Consider the following 14,817-nt stretch of genomic DNA (forward strand, 5'->3'; position numbering starts at 1 on the left):
GCCATCCACTGACAGTGCAGGCAGACGTCAGGCGGCGAACGGCGCTCCCCCACCGCTGGCCGGTGGGGTGACAGCGGGGACGGCGCCCTGCGTGTGCGGGCGCGGCTGACGGCATGGGGCGTCGAGCTGCGCGGGCCGGGAGCGGTAGTTGGCAGTGTGGTCACTGTCCTGCTCGTCGGCCCCGGTCAGGTACCCGCTCGGGTCGGCTGGGCAGGGTCGGAGCGGGCACCTTGGGCAGCCGGCGGGTCCCGGGCGGGTTGGTGGTGAGGATGTAGGTGACACGGTCGGCGAAGCGGGGGCCGGGCACCGGGATCTCCACGCCGGGATGGCGGGCGTAGCCGCGGGTGACGGCGTTGGCGACGTAGTTGGTGATGGCGTCGGCGCGGTGGGGCAGACGTTGCCGGTCCGGGGTGTTCAGGCTGCTGAGTATGCGCAAGACGGTGGGGACGGAGGCGTCGAAGCGGCAGTCGTTGTAGGGCGGGAGCAGCCCGGCGACTGGGATGATGTCGTAGTCGTATTCGTCCAGGCCGGTCTGGTCGTACCAGAAGCTGGCGGCGTGGGTTTCACCGCGGGCGTCGTGATGCAGGGACAGGCAGTAGGCGGCCGTGGTGTGTCCGGCGCCGGCGGCGTACTGCCACCAGAAGCGGGCGCCTTGCTCAACACCGCCAACGTTGAGGGCGCAGCCCAGCAACCAGGCTCCTTCGGGTTCGGGGAGCTGGTCGGTGAGGAACTTCAGGTCTTCCGGGCAGAGCACCGTGACGACTGTCTGGCACAGGGTGCGCAGACGATGGGCTGCTTTGTCGTCTGCGGCTGGTTCGTGAGGGCTGGGCAGGGCGGTGTCGTAGTCGAGGCCGGGGTAGGCGCAGTCTTCGTAGGGGACGGTGTCGCCGGGGACGTCGGGGTTGGGGTGGAGGCGTGCGCGGGCGAGGAGGGCGTCGATGGCGGTCATGGCGACTTGGATTCACTCCCGGTGGCTGGCGAGCGGAGTAGGTCTTCGAGTGTGGCGCGGGCGTGGTGGTCGACGGCGTGGGTGATGGCCGGGCTCAGGCCGATGATGTACGGGATCTTGTCGAGGCCCGCTCCGCACAGGTGGTGGAGCACCGCGACGTCCATCTGGTCGGAAGGCAGTTGGGCGATCGCGTCGAAGAGGTCGACGAGCTCGGTGCGGACGAGGAACTGGTCCGGATCGGCATCGTGGTTTTCTGCGGTGGAGAAGATGGCGGCTCGCAGGTCGGGGCCGCCGTCGCGGTGGCTGGCGCGGGCCATGACGCGTGAGCGCAGCAGGCACCAGGCGTAGCGGCGGATGTCGGGGCTGGTGGCGGCGTCGCTCCAGCACAGCCAGAGGATGTCGAAGGTTTCGGCCACGACCCAGTTGGCGCGGTGGTCGGTGAGGAGGAAGGCACGCGCGTACTCGGTGTAGGGGGTGCGCATGGCTTCGGTGAACGCCCGGTGTGCCAGGGGCGGGGTTTCCGGCTGGAGGGCGACCTGCTGGATGCACTGTTCGATCCAGCTCGGTTGCTTGTGGGCTTCACGGGCTGCGGCAGTCCACAGCCGGCGGACCGGGGGCACGGGCAGACCGAGGGCGCGGATCACGCTGAAGGTGATCTCCCAGGCGGGGTAGTAGCCGTTGCCGCGCAGGAGTTCGCTGATGCGGGTCTTGGAGTAGCCGGAGCGGTCGACGAGGTCGCTGAGCGTCAAGCCGCTGGAGAAGACGAAGCTGCGGACCGGTTCGAGCCAGGCCCGGTGGGAGGGGCCGGCAGTGCGGGAGATCGGAGCGGGTTTGCGGCCCCGCTTACTGCTGGTATCCGGTGAGGGCGGCTGGTCTGCATTGGGGGTCCAGATCATCGGGGCGGCTCCTTGGTGCCAGCCTCGGTGGAGCCGGGGCCGGCGAGCGGACGAGAGCCGTCGGTCAGGGCCTGGACGATCTGCTGGACGAGCAGGCCCAAGGATGGAAGCAGGGCAGCCACAGCTGCGGCCTGCCCCAGCACGGCCATCACCGTGCTCCACGTGAGAACCGCCACCAGGACGGCGACGGTCACCACCTTCTTACTCGACATCGCACTCGGTTTTCTGTGAGCGGTTCAGACGCCAACTCCCCTCACTGGCAGCGGTGCTGAAGCGCCGCCAGGAGGAGAACGTCAGCATTGCGCCCCCACCGCCCATCACGCCACGTGATCATGAAGTTACGGAACAATGGCATCGACCGCCACGGTGCGCTACCTGCCGCCACCCCGCCCCCGGGACAGCAGCAACGAATGCTTCAACCCTTTGAGGGGGAAACGTCACTTCTGCGCGCATGCGGCGGCACATGCCCCATCATGGAAACCTGAGGCGCCACTCGACGCCGCACTCCCGCAAGGGAAATCCGTGCGGCCCCCTGTGCTGAACACCCCAAGAGGGGGCCGCACGACCACCATCTCCCGCCCGGAGCAGGGCTGTTGGGCCCGACATGCCCGCCCGTACAGAGGCTCAGAGACGGGGCCTCCTGCGAATCCGACACCAGCACGCACGCCGCCGTGCGCGAGCCCGAGGTGCATGCGTTCGAGGACCGCCACAGCCGCGGCGGCAGTGCCCCCTGACAGGGCCTTCCCCGCTCTCTGCGGTTCCAGCGAGCAGTTCTCCCGTCACGGCTGTACAAGGGGCTCGCGTTCTTCCCCGGATGCGGCGAGGATCCGCCCCCGCAGGTCCTCCTGCTGCCTGTACGGCAGCGCATACATGCGCCCCAACTCGGTCGGTGTCCTGTCGCGGTATGCCCGCAGGAGAGGTCTCAGTCGAGGTTCAGGTCGTCGTCTTCCTCGAGGATGCGGGCTGCGAGATCGTCGGCCCATGCCACTGCCCAGCGGCGGAGGTCCTCACGGTCGAAGCGCCCCCGTGCGTGGCGCCGGCCGAAGTCCTCGAGCTCGGCGGTGTTCCAGCGCCGGGAGGCGGCGAACACGTCGATCAGGTCACGAGGGGCACCGCGGTCGCCGAGCGCACGGACCTTGGTGCCGATCACGTCCTCCTCCCGAGGACGGGGCCGTAACGGCTCTGCGCGACGGGACGCCAGAAGTTCTCCTTGAGAACGTCGACCTCGCACTCTTCCCCCGTGACTGCCCAGGATTCGGTCGATCGCGTCGCCCTCGAACGGGAGCCCGTCCTGCGCCAGGCTGCCCAGCCGCTGGCGGACGTAGACGTCGTCCAGGGACGGCCCGGCGCTGGGCAGCATCGCGGGGTAGGGGTGTTCCTTCGACGTCTCGGCGGCGGCCGCCAGGTACTGGGCGAGCCAGCGGTCGTGGTGGCGGGCGTCTTCGGACGCGTCGGGAAAGACGTTGACCTGAATGCCTCTGTCGCCCTGCTGGATCGCCGCGGGGGCGTGGAACGTATTGCCGGACACCTCGCGGTGCACGCTGCCGGAGAACTCGTCAGCGGGGCCGCCCTCCCCCTCGGCTTCATCCAGCATTCGATGCCGTCGCCTCACTGCCAGCAGGTCCCGTCGCAGTACCCCCACGATACCGGCCGGCCCCTCTGCTCCTTGGGGCTGCCGCGCAGGCGCCGGGCGCGCAGGAGCCGCTTCGGCCGGCGTCGGGGGCGCTGTCCGAAGGAGCGGGCAATCCGGATGGCCGCCGGCTTCGGATTACCCACGGCGCGGGTTCGTCATGAGCCGCGCGTGAGCACCCGCCTGCACGAGGGATACGGGCACTGGCGGTGCGCTCCCGGGCTCTCGTGCACGGCGGTGCGCGAGGGCCCGGTCCACGCCCCGGCTGTGTCCGGGGCCTGTCCTCGCCGCCGCCGGACACCGCCTGCCCGCACGCACGCAGGGTGGGCCGGTCCGGCCGGGGGCGGGTGCCGGACCGCTCGGCGGCCGGGGCCCGATGCGGCGCTGAAAGGACGGCCCGGCGGGGGACGGCGAGGGGGCCGGGCCGGGATCCGGTGTGTCAGGGGCCGGTCTCGCCGACTCCTGCGGCGAGTTGGCTCACCACGTCCAGCACGCCCTGTCCGAACGCGGTCGGGGCCACCACCACCCCGAACATCAACACGATGAGCACCGTCAGCTTCTCGTCGTTGCGGCTGCGGGCCTCGGTACGGCGTCTGAGACGCACCACGATGATGACCGCCAGCAGTACCGCCACATTGATCGTCAGCACGAACAGTCCCTCCCGCACGGGTGCTTGGCGTCCAGGTGTAGCCATCACGGCCGCCCCACGCGGTCCGCTCCGTCGCGGATGGCACAAAGAGCTGCCTGATCGGCCGGATCCGCGGTGTTGCGTGCGGGGTTGCTCGAGCGGCGCTGTACCGGCGCTCGTCCGCGACCGGTGGGCGTGCGGGTGTGAGGGATGTGGTCGTGAAGGGCGGCCGGCTGCGCGGCGCAAGAGGCGCTGCGGAGCTTCAGCCGGACGGCTGTCCCCGCCGGACGGTCGTTCCCGGGGCGGGCCCCGAGCCCGCTGCACGGGGGGGGTGGCAGGAGGCAGGGGGCCCGCTTGTCCCCTGATTCCGGGCAGGGTGCCGGACCGGATGCACCTGCACCCCCGCGCGAGCGGGGCGGGGTGAGGCGGGGCGGGGTGCGGTCCCCTCCCCCGGCTCGGGCTCGGGCTCGGATCCGTGCCGCTCGGGCCGGGGTCCGTTGCCGTGCTGCCGGAACGCGGAAAAGGGCCCGCCGTCCCGGGAACGTCCGGGCAGGCGGGCCTGATGTGGCGTCAGTCGTCGGGCGAAGGGGTGTCATGGGGCGGACGGCTGACGGGAGACGTGCGTCACATTCGGTGGTGTCACATTCCGGGGGGCGGGCCCGTCGTAGAGGTGTATCTGTCAACGACGCGAGGGACACGTCATGGAAGCCCGTTTGAACCTGTTCGGCAGCGAGATCGCAGGCAAGACCGTGAAGTACATCAACACGGCGAGCATGGTGATCATCAAGGAGTCGACGCTGCCGAAGGCGACCCAGAACCTGGTGATGCTCCGCGCCAGCCAGATCAACGGCTGTGGTTACTGCACCGACGTGCACAGCAAGGACCTCGCGCACGACGGCGAGAGCGCGCTGCGCGTCAACCTGGTCGCGGCCTGGCGGGAGACCAACGCCTTCACCGAGGCCGAGCGCGCCGCGCTGGAGCTGACGGAGCAGGGCACCCGGATCGCCGACGGAGCCGGCGGGGTCACCGACGAGGCCTGGGCGAACGCCGCCAAGCACTACGACGAGGAGCAGCTGACCGCGCTGACGCTGCTCATCGCGCTCATCAACGCCACCAACCGTTTTCTCGTCATCAACCGGCAGCCCGGCGGCGACTACCAGCCCGGTCAGCTCGGCTAGGCAGACGTACGTACGGACGGACGTACACGACAAGGGCCGGTGTTCCGGGCAGCGCTGAGCGGTGTCCGGAACATCGGCCTTGTCGTGTCCGGGGGCCGGCCGGGGTGTCAGTCGCCGCGGTGTGTCAGTCGCCGCGGTAAGCCAGCCGGGTGGCGAGGCGGGAGAACTCCTGGCGCCAGGGCCGGCCGAGGGCCGGGGTGGCCAGTGCGGCGCAGGCCCTGTCGACCAGGCCGGCGATCCTGCGTTCGGCGGTGGCTTTCGTGCCGCTCTCGTCCAGGAGGCGCCGCAGCAGTGCGGCGTCCGCATGCCCGTTGCGGGCCAGGAGGGCGCCGGCGTGCGGGGAGCGTTCCGCGGCGACGGCCAGGAGCAGGGTCGCCCTGTGCCGGGCGGGGCCTGGGCCGGTGGGCCGGTCCGTGTCCTGGGCGGGGCCGAAGACGTCGATGAGGTCGTCGCGGAGCCGGGACGCCTCGTCGAGGGCCAGGCCGTAGTCCTCGAAGGAGGGGGCCAGTTCGGGGCGGCCGGCGAGCAGGGCTCCCAGGACCAGGGGGCGGTGGAGCGTGCCGCGGCCGGGCCCGGGCCCGGCCCGGTGGCCGGAGAGCGCGGAGAGCGCGGAGAGCGCTGAGCCTGCGGCGTTGTCGGCGGCGGCCGGGTTCGTGGTCGCGTGGTCCGGGTGCGGGCCGGTGGCCGGTTCGGCGCGCAGGTCGTTCCACACCGTGCGGGCCGCGGCGGGCAGCCGGGTGGCCAGCCTGTCGGCGTGGGCGCGGGCCCGGTCGCCGAAGAGCGCGCCGGTCTCGGCGGCGGAGGTGCTGTCGGCGTGGAGCCGGGCGCGGGGGTGCAGCAGTGCGAGGGCGGCGCAGGTGTCGACGGCGACCGGGTCGCCGGGGTTGCCGCCCGCGGCCAGGAATGCGCTCACGCAGAACAGCGGCCGCAGCCGTGTGCCGCCGTCGGCGACGAGTGCGGCGGGGTCCTCGGCCGGCTGCGCCGCCCGGGGAGCGGCGTCAACACGGTGGGCTTCCTGTGGTGCGGGGAGGTGGCGCAGTCGTTGTTCGACGAGGGCGAGCATGCCGGCACGGGTCTGCTGGATCGAGCCGGTGTCAGCGGGGGGCGCGGAAACGCTCGTCATCGCAGGCCTTCTTCGCTGGGTGTGCGCGGGACGGGGCGGGGCGGGGCCCGGGCGGGGTGCGTGGCCGGGGGCGGGGTGCGTGGCCGGGGGCGGCGGTCGTCGGGGCCATCGCCGTGCCGTGCCGTGCCGTGACGGGCGGGTGCGGGGTGGCCGGGGGGCTCGTTGCCTGCCTGCCGGCCGTGCCGCACCCGCCCGGCTCGGTGCGCTGCCCTGCGCTGCGCTGTGGTGGCGGGCGGGCGGTCCGGTGCGGGCCGTCGGGGGTGGCGGTGGTGGTGCGCGGTGGGCTGCCGGGTCAGGCCGCGGTGTGGTGTTCCGGCGGGAGGATCAGGGTGGGTTCGAGGGGGACGCGGGTGGCGGCGGGCTCTTCGTGGATCCGGGTCAGGGCGGGGCGTGCGCCGCGTTGCTGGCGCCAGCCCGCCTGGGCGGCCACCACGGCGACGTAGGGGATGAGGAAGGCGCCGGCCAGGGCGCACAGGGCGAGGGCGGGCCAGCGGTTCCAGGTGGCGGCCATGACGACCACGCAGGCGCTGCGTACGAGCATGGCGGCGAGGTAGCGGCGCTGGCGGGCGCGGAGGTCCTGGGACAGGCCGGTGCGGGCCTGGGTGATGGACGCGGGGCGGGGGCCGTGCCGGTGCCAGGGTGTTCGGCGCATCGGGCCTCCGTGGACGCTCCGGCGTTCGTGCCGGATGGCCGGAAAGGAAGGGGGGTTCTGGCTCCCGGGGGGAGCCGGAGCGTGCGGCGTGCGGGACTCGCTCGGTGCAGGGCTCGTGTGGTGCGGGGTGTGCCTGTGCCGCCGGTTTCGGGGCGGCGGTACGGGGGCGGCGCGGGCGGTCTGTCCCTTGACCGTCCGCGCCGCCGGGTCAGTGCAGTTCCTGGTCCGGTTCGCGTTGCGGGAGGGCGCTGGGCCGGGCGGTGTCCAGGTGTCCGTTCGGCGAGGCGTGGCCGTCCGGGGTGTGGTCGAGGTGGGCGCGGGCCTGCCGCATCTCCTGCGGGGTCGGGTGCGGGACCTGTCCGCCGTACAGCCAGCGGCTGAGGCGGTGGCGCAGCATCTCCTTGCGGGCCCGCGGGTTGGGCACTCCGTCGTGTTCGGCCGCGGGCGCGGGTGCCGTCTCGCGGATCTCCCTGGCCAGCAGGGCGTACTCCTGGCCGCGGTCGAGGGGTTCGTGGACCTCGACGAACTCGCCGTGCGGCAGCCTTCTGATCTTTCCGGTCTCGCGGCCGTGCAGGAGCTTGTCGCGGTCGCGCAGCTGGAGGCCGAGGCAGATCCGTTTGGTGACGACGTAGGTCAGTGCCGGGACGAGGAAGAACCCGATCCGTACCGCGTAGGTGATCTGGTTGAGGGAGAGCTGGAAGCGTTCGGCGAGGACGTCGTTGGCGCCGCCGAACAGCAGGACCAGGTACAGCGCGACGAAGGCGCAGCCGAAGGCGGTGCGGGTGGGGTGGTCGCGGGGCCGGTCCAGGAGATGGTGTTCGTCCTTGTCGCCGGTGACCCAGGCTTCGAGGAAGGGCCACAGGGCCAGGACGAGCATCATCAGGGTGGGCAGGACGACGGCCGGTATCAGCACGCCGAAGTTGATGGTGTAGCCGCCGGGGGTGTTCCATTCCCAGGCGGGGAAGGCGCGCAGGGCGCCTTCGAGGAAGCCCATGTACCAGTCGGGCTGGGAGCCCTGGGAGATCTGGTCGGCGCGGTAGGGGCCGAAGGACCAGATGGGGTTGATCTGGGCGATGCCGGCCATCAGGGCGAGGACGCCGGAGACCAGGAAGAAGAAGCCGCCGGCCTTGGCCGTGTAGTGCGGCATCAGGGGCTGTCCGACGACGTTGTTCTCGGTGCGGCCGGGGCCCCGGAACTGGGTGTGCTTGTGGTAGAAGACCAGGATCAGGTGGATGACGGCCAGGGCCAGCATGATGCCGGGGATCAGCAGGATGTGGAGGCTGTAGAACCTCGGGACGACGTCCTGGCCGGGGTATTCGCCGCCGAAGAGGAACATGGTCACGTAGGTGCCGACCACGGGGATGGCGAGGGTGACGCCTTCGGCGATGCGCAGGCCGGTGCCCGAGAGCAGGTCGTCGGGCAGTGAGTACCCGAGGAAGCCTTCCAGGATGACCAGGACGAGGATCACGAAGCCGATCAGCCAGTTGACCTCGCGCGGCTTGCGGAACGAGCCGGTGAGGAAGTGGCGCAGGGTGTGCAGGCAGAGTGCGCCGATCATGGTCAGGGCCGACCAGTGGTGCAGCTGGCGGATGAACAGGCCGCCGCGTATCTCGAAGCTGATGTCGATCGTGGAGGCGTAGGCCCTGGACATCGGCAGTCCCTGGAGCGGGACGTGGGAGCCGTGGTAGACGGTCTCGGCCATGCTCGGCTCGAAGAACAGGGTGAGCCAGGTCCCGGTGAGGATGAGGATGACGAAGCTGTAGAGCGCGATCTCGCCGAACATGAACGACCAGTGTTCGGGGAAGACCTTGCGGGCCAGGAATCCGAAGTTGTAGATCCCCAGCCGTCCGTCGGCCCAGTCGGCGATGCGCTCGCCCTTGGGCGCTTCAGCGCGCCCGCTCGGCGGAGCCTCCTCGATCGTGCTCATACCCGCGCGCCCTCCCGTCGCCGCTCGGCCGTCACAGGCACACCCCGCCCGGCCGGTGAGCGGTCGGGGGTGGGGGCGGCCTGCCGCGGCGCAAGCGGGCCCGTGCCCTGGAGCGGATCGAACGCTATCGACGCGTGAGGTGGGCGAACAACCGCGCTCAAGCGATACTCAAGTCTGTACTGGGCCGGTTCTCGGGCCAGTTGGGAGCCGGGCGGGCACACACCGGTACTCCTCGCATGCAACAGGGCTGTTTTTGCTGGCCTGTTGTAGGTGTGCGAGTGGCGTGTGGTGTTCAAGTGGGCTTGCACGGGGGCTTGTTGCTCCACTCTCTTCATGCTCGAAGCGTATGACCGGGCGGTTTGTGCACGCGACGGCGCGAGGTGGCCATGCGGCTGGAACCCGCCGCTCGGCGGCGGGTGTTCACGGCCGGCGCGGGTCTCCGGCCGGCGCCGGGGCCGGCGGCTGGGCGGGCGGGCCTGCGGGCCGGGGCCGGGCGGAGCCGGCGGGGGCCGCGGTGGCGGGGGTGTCCGGGGCGGCGGGGCGGCGCTTTCGTGCCTGCGGGCCGTGGGTGAGGCTGGGCGGCGGCGCCGGGTGCGGGCCGCCGCTCCCCGCGCGCAGGGCGGCGTGCAGGACGCGGGGGTGCAGCGCGGCGGTGGGCGGGGCGGCCGTCTGGTGCTGCTGGAGCAGCAGCGTCGCCGCATGGGGGTCGGTGGTCGCGGCGGCCGCGATCCGGGCCGCATAGCCGCGGGTGAGCCGGGTGCGCGGGCCGGCCGTCCCGGCGTGGTCCGCCCGGGCCGTGTGCAGGCTGCGCAGGCTCGCCCGCCAGGCGGGGGCGATGCGGTGGGCGAGGGCCTGGCGCAGCCGGTAGCCGAGGCCGACGGCGCTCTGGTGGGCGGCCAGCATGTGGTCCAGGACCAGGGCCTGCTGCACGGCGAGCGTCATGCCGTGGCCGTGGGCGGGGGCGAGGGCGGCGAGGGCGTCGCCGACGACGAGGAACTGGTCGGGCCAGCGGCGCAGTTTCTCGTAGTGGTGGCGGCGGTTGTCGGTGCGGGCGCAGCTGTAGACCGGGCCGAGAGGGGTGGCGGCCTCGAGGAGGTCGTGCAGCAGGGGGTGGGGCAGGGCGGCCGCGGCGTGCAGCAGGCCCTCGTGGTCGGTGGGTGGCGGTGTGCCGTCGGCGCAGCTGAGCGAGACCGACCAGCGGCCGCCTTCGACGGGGCTGAGGATGCCCTGGCGGGGGTTGCCGGGCGAGGCCATGAGCAGCAGGCTCTTCCAGTCGGCGACATGGCCGACGGGGGGTGTGAAGACGGCGGTGGCGTAGGTGGTGGGGGCGGCGACGACGGTCTGCGGGGGCGGGGTGTAGCCGAGTTCGGCCAGCCACCGGGGGGCGTGTGAGGTGCGTCCGGAGGCGTCCACCACGAATTCGGCGGGGATCAGGCGCCGGGGTGTCCAGCCGTCGGGCGTCCGCCGGTCCCGGCCGCGTGCCCATACTCCGGTGACGGTGTCGTGGGGGCCTTCCTCCAGGGCGACGACCTCGTGTTCCGGCAGGAAGGCCACCTTGGGGTCGGCGCGCAGGCGGTCGCGTACCACCGAGTCGGTCAGGTCGCGGCCGGCGCTGAGCATCGACAGGCCCGAGTCGAACCGGGGCAGCCAGCCGCCGGGGCCGAGCAGCAGCATGTCCTCGGGCATACGGACACGGACCGCGCCGGCGCGGGTGAGGTCCTGGCCGATGCCGGGGAAGAGCTGCTCCAGGCCCTGCTGGGCGGCGGTGGTGAGGGGGTGGGTGTGGCGGGCCTGGGGCAGGCCCCGGCGCCGGCCGGGTCCGCGCGGCAGCCAGTCGCGTTCGATGACGGTGACCCGGTCCATGAAGTTGGCCAGGGCCCGTGCCGCGGTGAGCCCCGCGAGGCTGGAGCCGATCACCACGGCGTGGCCGTGGCCGCCTGCGTCTGCGCGTGCGTGCGGACTCAACTCGGCGGCCCTCCCTGTGCGTTGTGGTTGCATCATGCGATGCGGGCCGCCAGTGGGGCAGGGCGCGTTCCGGCCGGTCGGGGGCGCCGTCGCCGAGGCGGCCCGGCCGTGTTGACGGCGGGGGCGGCTCGCCGCCCGGGGCGGCGGGGGCGATGTGCCTGGTGGGATGCGTACGCCGCGGCCGCCGTCCGGCGCCGGACGGCCCGGGCCGGCGGGGGCGGGCGGCGGGCGCGGGTTCAAGCGAGTGTCGAGGGATTCACGAGGGGGGCTCCGGCGCACGTCGAGCGCGCGGTGTGCCGGGCCGTGTGCGGGGGGGGTGTGCGGGGACGCCCACCCGGGCCGCCTGCGGGAGGGGCGTGCGGGGGCCGCCTGCGGGAGGCGCGCGGGGGGGCGGGCCGGAGGGTGCCGGAGCACGGCCGGCCCGGGGGCCGCCGGGCCGCGGCGTGCTGTCCGGGGCACGGTGGCCGAGGGGCGGGAGCCCGGAGCGGCCGGCCGTGCCTCGTGGCCAGCTATCGTGCGCGGCCATGGGCGAACTGATATTGATCAGGCACGGTCAGACCGAATGGAGCCTGTCGGGCCGGCACGCCGGCCGTACCGATGTTCCGCTGACCGACGCGGGTGAGGCGGCGGCGAAGGCACTCGCTCCGAGGCTGGCCGGACGCCGTCCGGTTGCCGTGTTCAGCAGCCCGCTGAGCCGCGCTGTGCGGACGGCCGAGCTGGCGGGCCTGGCCGGGGTCAGGCCCGATCCCGACCTGATGGAGTGGGACTACGGCGGCTACGAGGGCCTGACCGCAGCGCGGATCCGGCAGACGCGGCCGGGCTGGGACCTGTGGCGGGACGGCGTCGTTCCCGGCGGTGCCGGCCGTCCCGGTGAGCGGATCCAGCAGGTGGCCGCGCGTACGGACGCGGTACTGGACCGGATCCGGCCGCTGCTGGGCGACGGCGATGTCGCCGTCGTCGCGCACGGTCACCTGGCGCGCGTGCTCGCCGTACGCTGGCTCGGCCTCGACGCGTCCGCCGGCCGCCTGCTGGGCCATCCGCATCCAGGCACGCTCGGCTTCCTGGGCACCGAGGACGGACAGCCGTTCATCGGCGCCTGGAACGTCCCGTAGCGGCAGCCCGCCGCCTCGACGCCTGCCGTGGGCCGCGAGAGACGGGGCGCGGAGACAGCCCGTCAGGGCCACGAACACGACGGCGGCCGGCGCCTGCCGGTCCCCCGTGCCGGCGTCGGCCGGCGGCCCGGGGCCGTACCGGAGCGGCCGGGACCGTCCGCGGGGACAGCTCCCGCGGGCCGTCCGGAACCGGCCGCTCCGCCGGCACGGCCGCCGGCCTGGTGGTCAGGCCGGCCGGGACGGTCTCTCAGGCGTTGCGGTAGGCGACCCGGTGGGCCATCGCGGTGAGTTCGTCGCGCCACGCCTGGGGGACGGGGGCGTCGGCGATGGCCTTGCAGCCGCGTTCGACGAGGCCGGCGATGTGCTGTTCGACGTCGTCGGGGACGCCGGTGTCCACGAGCCGGCGGCGTACCTCGTCGGGGGTGTGGCCGGGCTCGGTGATCAGGCGGTGGATGTGTTCGTCGCGCTGCATCGCCCAGCCCAGCAGCAGCGTCATCTTGTGCTGGGTGAAGTCCAGGCCGGCCGGCTTGCCGGTGTCCGCGGAGTCGCCGAAGGCGTCCAGGAGGTCGTCGCGCAGCTGGAAGGCCTCGCCCACCGCCTCGCCGTACTCGGTGAAGGCGGCGGCCAGTTCGCGCTGTCCCGCCGCGCTCGCGCCGACCACCAGGGGGCGGTGGATGGTGTAGCGGCCGGATTTGATCAGGGCGATCCAGCGGGAGAGCTCGGGGTCGACGGAGAACTCGGCGGCCGCGGCGACGTCCATGTACTGGCCGATCATCACTTCCGAGCGGAGCTTGTTCCACTCGGCGAGGGCCGTCTGCGGGGCCTTGGACATCAGCTCGCCCGAGTAGACCAGTGCCAGGTCGCCGACGAGGAGGGCGACGCCTTCGCCGAAGCGGCGTGACTCCCCCTGCCATCCGCGGCTGCTGTGCAGTGCGGTGTGCTTGGCGTGGACGGTGGGCAGGCCGCGGCGCTGGTCGGAGTCGTCCAGGACGTCGTCGTGGATGAGGGCGGAGATGTGCAGCATCTCCAGGGCCGCGGCGGCTTCGACGATCCCGGGGTCGTCCGGGTCGCCGCCGGCGGCGAGGTAGCCGGCGATGCAGAACGCGGGCCGGATGCGTTTGCCGCCCGAGGCGGTCAGTTCCGACAGTGCGTCGATGGCGACGACCGCCCGTTCGTTCACTTCGGCCCACTCCCGGCGTTCGGCCGAGAGGAAGGAGCGCAGCCGGTCCTCGACGCGTCGCAGCAGATCGGTGCTGGTGCGGCGGGCGGCGGTCCCCTCGGGGCCGGACCGGGTGGTCAGGTCCGTAGTCACACGTGTCTCCTCACATAGGTGTACGGGTGCTGGTGTCGGGGCGCCGGGGATGGCGGGCCGGCCGTCGCCCCCGGGTCCGGGCCGGCCGCGCGGGTGGCGGCGGCGGGGGAAGGGGCGGACGCGGGTACGGACTCGGATGCGGGGCTCGGATGCGGTGCGGGGTCGGGTGCGGGCTCGGGGTCGGGGCGAGCCTGGAGTTCCCCTTTAGGGGCGATCGATTGCGAATGGTGCGCGTTGACACCCTCAATTGCGCCGTGGAAGTCTCCCCAGTGCACCCATAGTTACGTCTGGGCAGCATCGGGGGGTCGGAACGCACACGACGTGCTTTGTCCGCTGAACACATCAGAACCGGTACTCGCGGGGCCGGATCCGAACTCTCTGCCGGAATTCACCGGCGCAGACCGTCCGGTCACCACTGCGGTTTCTCTTTCGGTGGTTCTCGGCGCGGGATCCGGTCGCGGCACCCCCCTTTTTTTGAGGGTCACCGATCCGACATCGAATGCAGCGATCAGCACGGGGAATTGATGGAGCCGTGCCGGTCGCAGGGCGAGCCACCTCATGAAGGAGATTCATGGAGTTTCACGCATGCCCCGGAAACCACACCCAGGAACTCCGCGCGGCCGCCGGGTCCGTCCTCTGTGTCCCGTGTATCAGGCAGGTGGAGTGCAGTCTGCGTGCGCTTCCCGGGCTCTACCAGGAGAGTCTGCACAACGTGGCCCCCATATCCAGGCGGCTGAGCCAGACGAGGGTGTCCGGGAGCCGCAGCAGGGATCATCTGAACCTGTCGGCGCTCGATGCCCGGCACAACATCATCGCCATTCTCGAGTCGTGGTCGGGATTCGTTGCGGAAAAACTCGGCAAAGCCGCCCCGCAGCGCAGCGTCGGCCAGCTGGCGCGGTTTCTGCTGCTCAATCTGGAGTGGCTTGCGGCCCAGCCGGCGGCCGCCGATTTCGCGGACGAGATGGAGGGTCTGCGGGCCGAACTGCTGTGCACCGTCGATCCGGGTCCCGGTGATTTCCGCGCGCTCATCACGGAGTGTGTGGTGGACAACTGCCCGGGGACGATCAGTACTTCGTCGCAGAACGTCCCGGACGCGGGAAGGGGCAGCATCGGGTGCTCGTCGGGGCATACCTGGGAAATGCATGAGTGGATCACGCTGCGGCCGCTGATGGAGCGGCGGCAGCGGGCGGTCAGCGCATGACCAGGCCGCCGCGTCACCGGCTCGTTCCCACGAATGTGGCCGCTCTGGCGGCGGGGGTGTCCGAGGCGACCATCCGCAAGTGGGTGAGCCGCGGGAAGATCACCCGTTACGGCACGCCGGGGCGGTCGGAGTTCGACATCGACGAGCTCACGCAGATCGCGCTGCGGCGCCGGCCCTGACCCCCGGCCGGGGACGGCGTCGCGGGTCCGGGCGGCCGCGCTGCCACGGCGGTCGGCGCACCGGC

The 14,817-nt window shown here is 72.5% G+C and carries 13 protein-coding genes and 1 pseudogene; 4 read left to right on the forward strand and 10 right to left on the reverse strand.

Annotated elements, in window-relative coordinates:
• Nucleotides 1-160: 160 nt before the first annotated feature.
• The 5 genes and pseudogenes from ABT070_RS37215 to ABT070_RS37235 form a co-directional block, all read right to left on the reverse strand.
• The gene (locus tag ABT070_RS37215; RefSeq protein WP_351767327.1) at nucleotides 161-949 is read right to left on the reverse strand and encodes a hypothetical protein; all 789 of its coding nucleotides are present in this window, start codon (nucleotides 947-949) and stop codon (nucleotides 161-163) included.
• A complete protein-coding gene (locus ABT070_RS37220; RefSeq protein WP_351767328.1) occupies nucleotides 946-1,845 on the reverse strand; it encodes an XRE family transcriptional regulator in 900 nt (299 codons plus the stop codon). The genes ABT070_RS37215 and ABT070_RS37220 overlap by 4 nt, the downstream gene beginning before the upstream one ends.
• Nucleotides 1,842-2,057, reverse strand: coding sequence for a hypothetical protein (locus ABT070_RS37225; protein WP_351767329.1), 216 nt, complete (start codon nucleotides 2,055-2,057; stop codon nucleotides 1,842-1,844). The genes ABT070_RS37220 and ABT070_RS37225 overlap by 4 nt, the downstream gene beginning before the upstream one ends.
• A gap of 710 nt (nucleotides 2,058-2,767) precedes the next feature.
• Nucleotides 2,768-3,090: pseudogene (locus tag ABT070_RS37230) on the reverse strand (hypothetical protein); the annotation flags it as partial.
• Nucleotides 3,091-3,914: 824 nt separating this feature from the next.
• A complete protein-coding gene (locus ABT070_RS37235; RefSeq protein WP_351767330.1) occupies nucleotides 3,915-4,124 on the reverse strand; it encodes a hypothetical protein in 210 nt (69 codons plus the stop codon).
• A gap of 680 nt (nucleotides 4,125-4,804) precedes the next feature.
• On the opposite strand from ABT070_RS37235, the gene ABT070_RS37240 reads away from it, so the two are divergent.
• Nucleotides 4,805-5,281: a carboxymuconolactone decarboxylase family protein gene (locus ABT070_RS37240; protein WP_351767331.1), complete on the forward strand. Its 477-nt coding sequence runs from the start codon at nucleotides 4,805-4,807 to the stop codon at nucleotides 5,279-5,281.
• A gap of 124 nt (nucleotides 5,282-5,405) precedes the next feature.
• On the opposite strand, the gene ABT070_RS37245 is transcribed toward ABT070_RS37240, so the two are convergent.
• The 4 genes from ABT070_RS37245 to ABT070_RS37260 all read right to left on the reverse strand — a co-directional run bounded on the left by ABT070_RS37245 (nucleotide 5,406) and on the right by ABT070_RS37260 (nucleotide 10,948).
• The gene (locus tag ABT070_RS37245; protein WP_351767332.1) at nucleotides 5,406-6,404 is read right to left on the reverse strand and encodes a polyprenyl synthetase family protein; all 999 of its coding nucleotides are present in this window, start codon (nucleotides 6,402-6,404) and stop codon (nucleotides 5,406-5,408) included.
• 292 nt (nucleotides 6,405-6,696) lie between these two features.
• On the reverse strand, nucleotides 6,697-7,056 hold the full coding sequence (locus tag ABT070_RS37250; protein WP_351767333.1) for a DUF3099 domain-containing protein: 360 nt from the start codon (nucleotides 7,054-7,056) through the stop codon (nucleotides 6,697-6,699).
• Nucleotides 7,057-7,264: 208 nt separating this feature from the next.
• Nucleotides 7,265-8,983 (reverse strand): cytochrome bc1 complex cytochrome b subunit, encoded by a 1,719-nt coding sequence (gene qcrB, locus ABT070_RS37255; RefSeq protein WP_351767334.1) that lies wholly within the window; start codon nucleotides 8,981-8,983, stop codon nucleotides 7,265-7,267.
• 420 nt (nucleotides 8,984-9,403) lie between these two features.
• Nucleotides 9,404-10,948 (reverse strand): FAD-dependent oxidoreductase, encoded by a 1,545-nt coding sequence (locus ABT070_RS37260; RefSeq protein ID WP_351767335.1) that lies wholly within the window; start codon nucleotides 10,946-10,948, stop codon nucleotides 9,404-9,406.
• A 524-nt stretch (nucleotides 10,949-11,472) separates the two neighbouring features.
• On the opposite strand from ABT070_RS37260, the gene ABT070_RS37265 reads away from it, so the two are divergent.
• Nucleotides 11,473-12,060 (forward strand): histidine phosphatase family protein, encoded by a 588-nt coding sequence (locus ABT070_RS37265; RefSeq protein ID WP_351767336.1) that lies wholly within the window; start codon nucleotides 11,473-11,475, stop codon nucleotides 12,058-12,060.
• 247 nt (nucleotides 12,061-12,307) lie between these two features.
• Here the strand turns inward: ABT070_RS37265 and ABT070_RS37270 are convergent, their stop codons facing one another.
• Nucleotides 12,308-13,372, reverse strand: a complete 1,065-nt coding sequence (locus ABT070_RS37270) for a polyprenyl synthetase family protein (protein ID WP_351767337.1) — start codon at nucleotides 13,370-13,372, stop codon at nucleotides 12,308-12,310.
• 712 nt (nucleotides 13,373-14,084) lie between these two features.
• Between ABT070_RS37270 and ABT070_RS37275 the strand changes: the two genes are divergently transcribed.
• Both ABT070_RS37275 and ABT070_RS37280 read left to right on the forward strand, forming a co-directional pair.
• Nucleotides 14,085-14,573 carry a hypothetical protein gene (locus ABT070_RS37275; protein ID WP_351767338.1) on the forward strand — a complete coding sequence of 163 codons (489 nt, stop codon included), beginning with the start codon at nucleotides 14,085-14,087 and terminating at the stop codon, nucleotides 14,571-14,573.
• Complete coding sequence (locus ABT070_RS37280; RefSeq protein WP_028807395.1) at nucleotides 14,570-14,752, forward strand: hypothetical protein; 183 nt, start codon at nucleotides 14,570-14,572, stop codon at nucleotides 14,750-14,752. The genes ABT070_RS37275 and ABT070_RS37280 overlap by 4 nt, the downstream gene beginning before the upstream one ends.
• Nucleotides 14,753-14,817 lie beyond the last annotated feature (65 nt).

This window comes from Streptomyces sp. NPDC002884 (genome assembly GCF_040295245.1).
In the GTDB taxonomy this organism is placed as follows: domain Bacteria; phylum Actinomycetota; class Actinomycetes; order Streptomycetales; family Streptomycetaceae; genus Streptomyces.

Excerpts from the sequence above, each read along its gene's own strand:
- ABT070_RS37215 (WP_351767327.1), bottom strand. The coding sequence starts at position 949 with ATGACCGCCATCGACGCCCTCCTCGCCCGCGCACGCCTCCACCCCAAC.
- ABT070_RS37220 (WP_351767328.1), bottom strand. The coding sequence starts at position 1,845 with ATGATCTGGACCCCCAATGCAGACCAGCCGCCCTCACCGGATACCAGC.
- ABT070_RS37225 (WP_351767329.1), bottom strand. The coding sequence starts at position 2,057 with ATGTCGAGTAAGAAGGTGGTGACCGTCGCCGTCCTGGTGGCGGTTCTC.
- ABT070_RS37240 (WP_351767331.1), top strand. The coding sequence starts at position 4,805 with ATGGAAGCCCGTTTGAACCTGTTCGGCAGCGAGATCGCAGGCAAGACC.
- ABT070_RS37245 (WP_351767332.1), bottom strand. The coding sequence starts at position 6,404 with ATGACGAGCGTTTCCGCGCCCCCCGCTGACACCGGCTCGATCCAGCAG.
- ABT070_RS37250 (WP_351767333.1), bottom strand. The coding sequence starts at position 7,056 with ATGCGCCGAACACCCTGGCACCGGCACGGCCCCCGCCCCGCGTCCATC.
- qcrB (WP_351767334.1), bottom strand. The coding sequence starts at position 8,983 with ATGAGCACGATCGAGGAGGCTCCGCCGAGCGGGCGCGCTGAAGCGCCC.
- ABT070_RS37265 (WP_351767336.1), top strand. The coding sequence starts at position 11,473 with ATGGGCGAACTGATATTGATCAGGCACGGTCAGACCGAATGGAGCCTG.
- ABT070_RS37280 (WP_028807395.1), top strand. The coding sequence starts at position 14,570 with ATGACCAGGCCGCCGCGTCACCGGCTCGTTCCCACGAATGTGGCCGCT.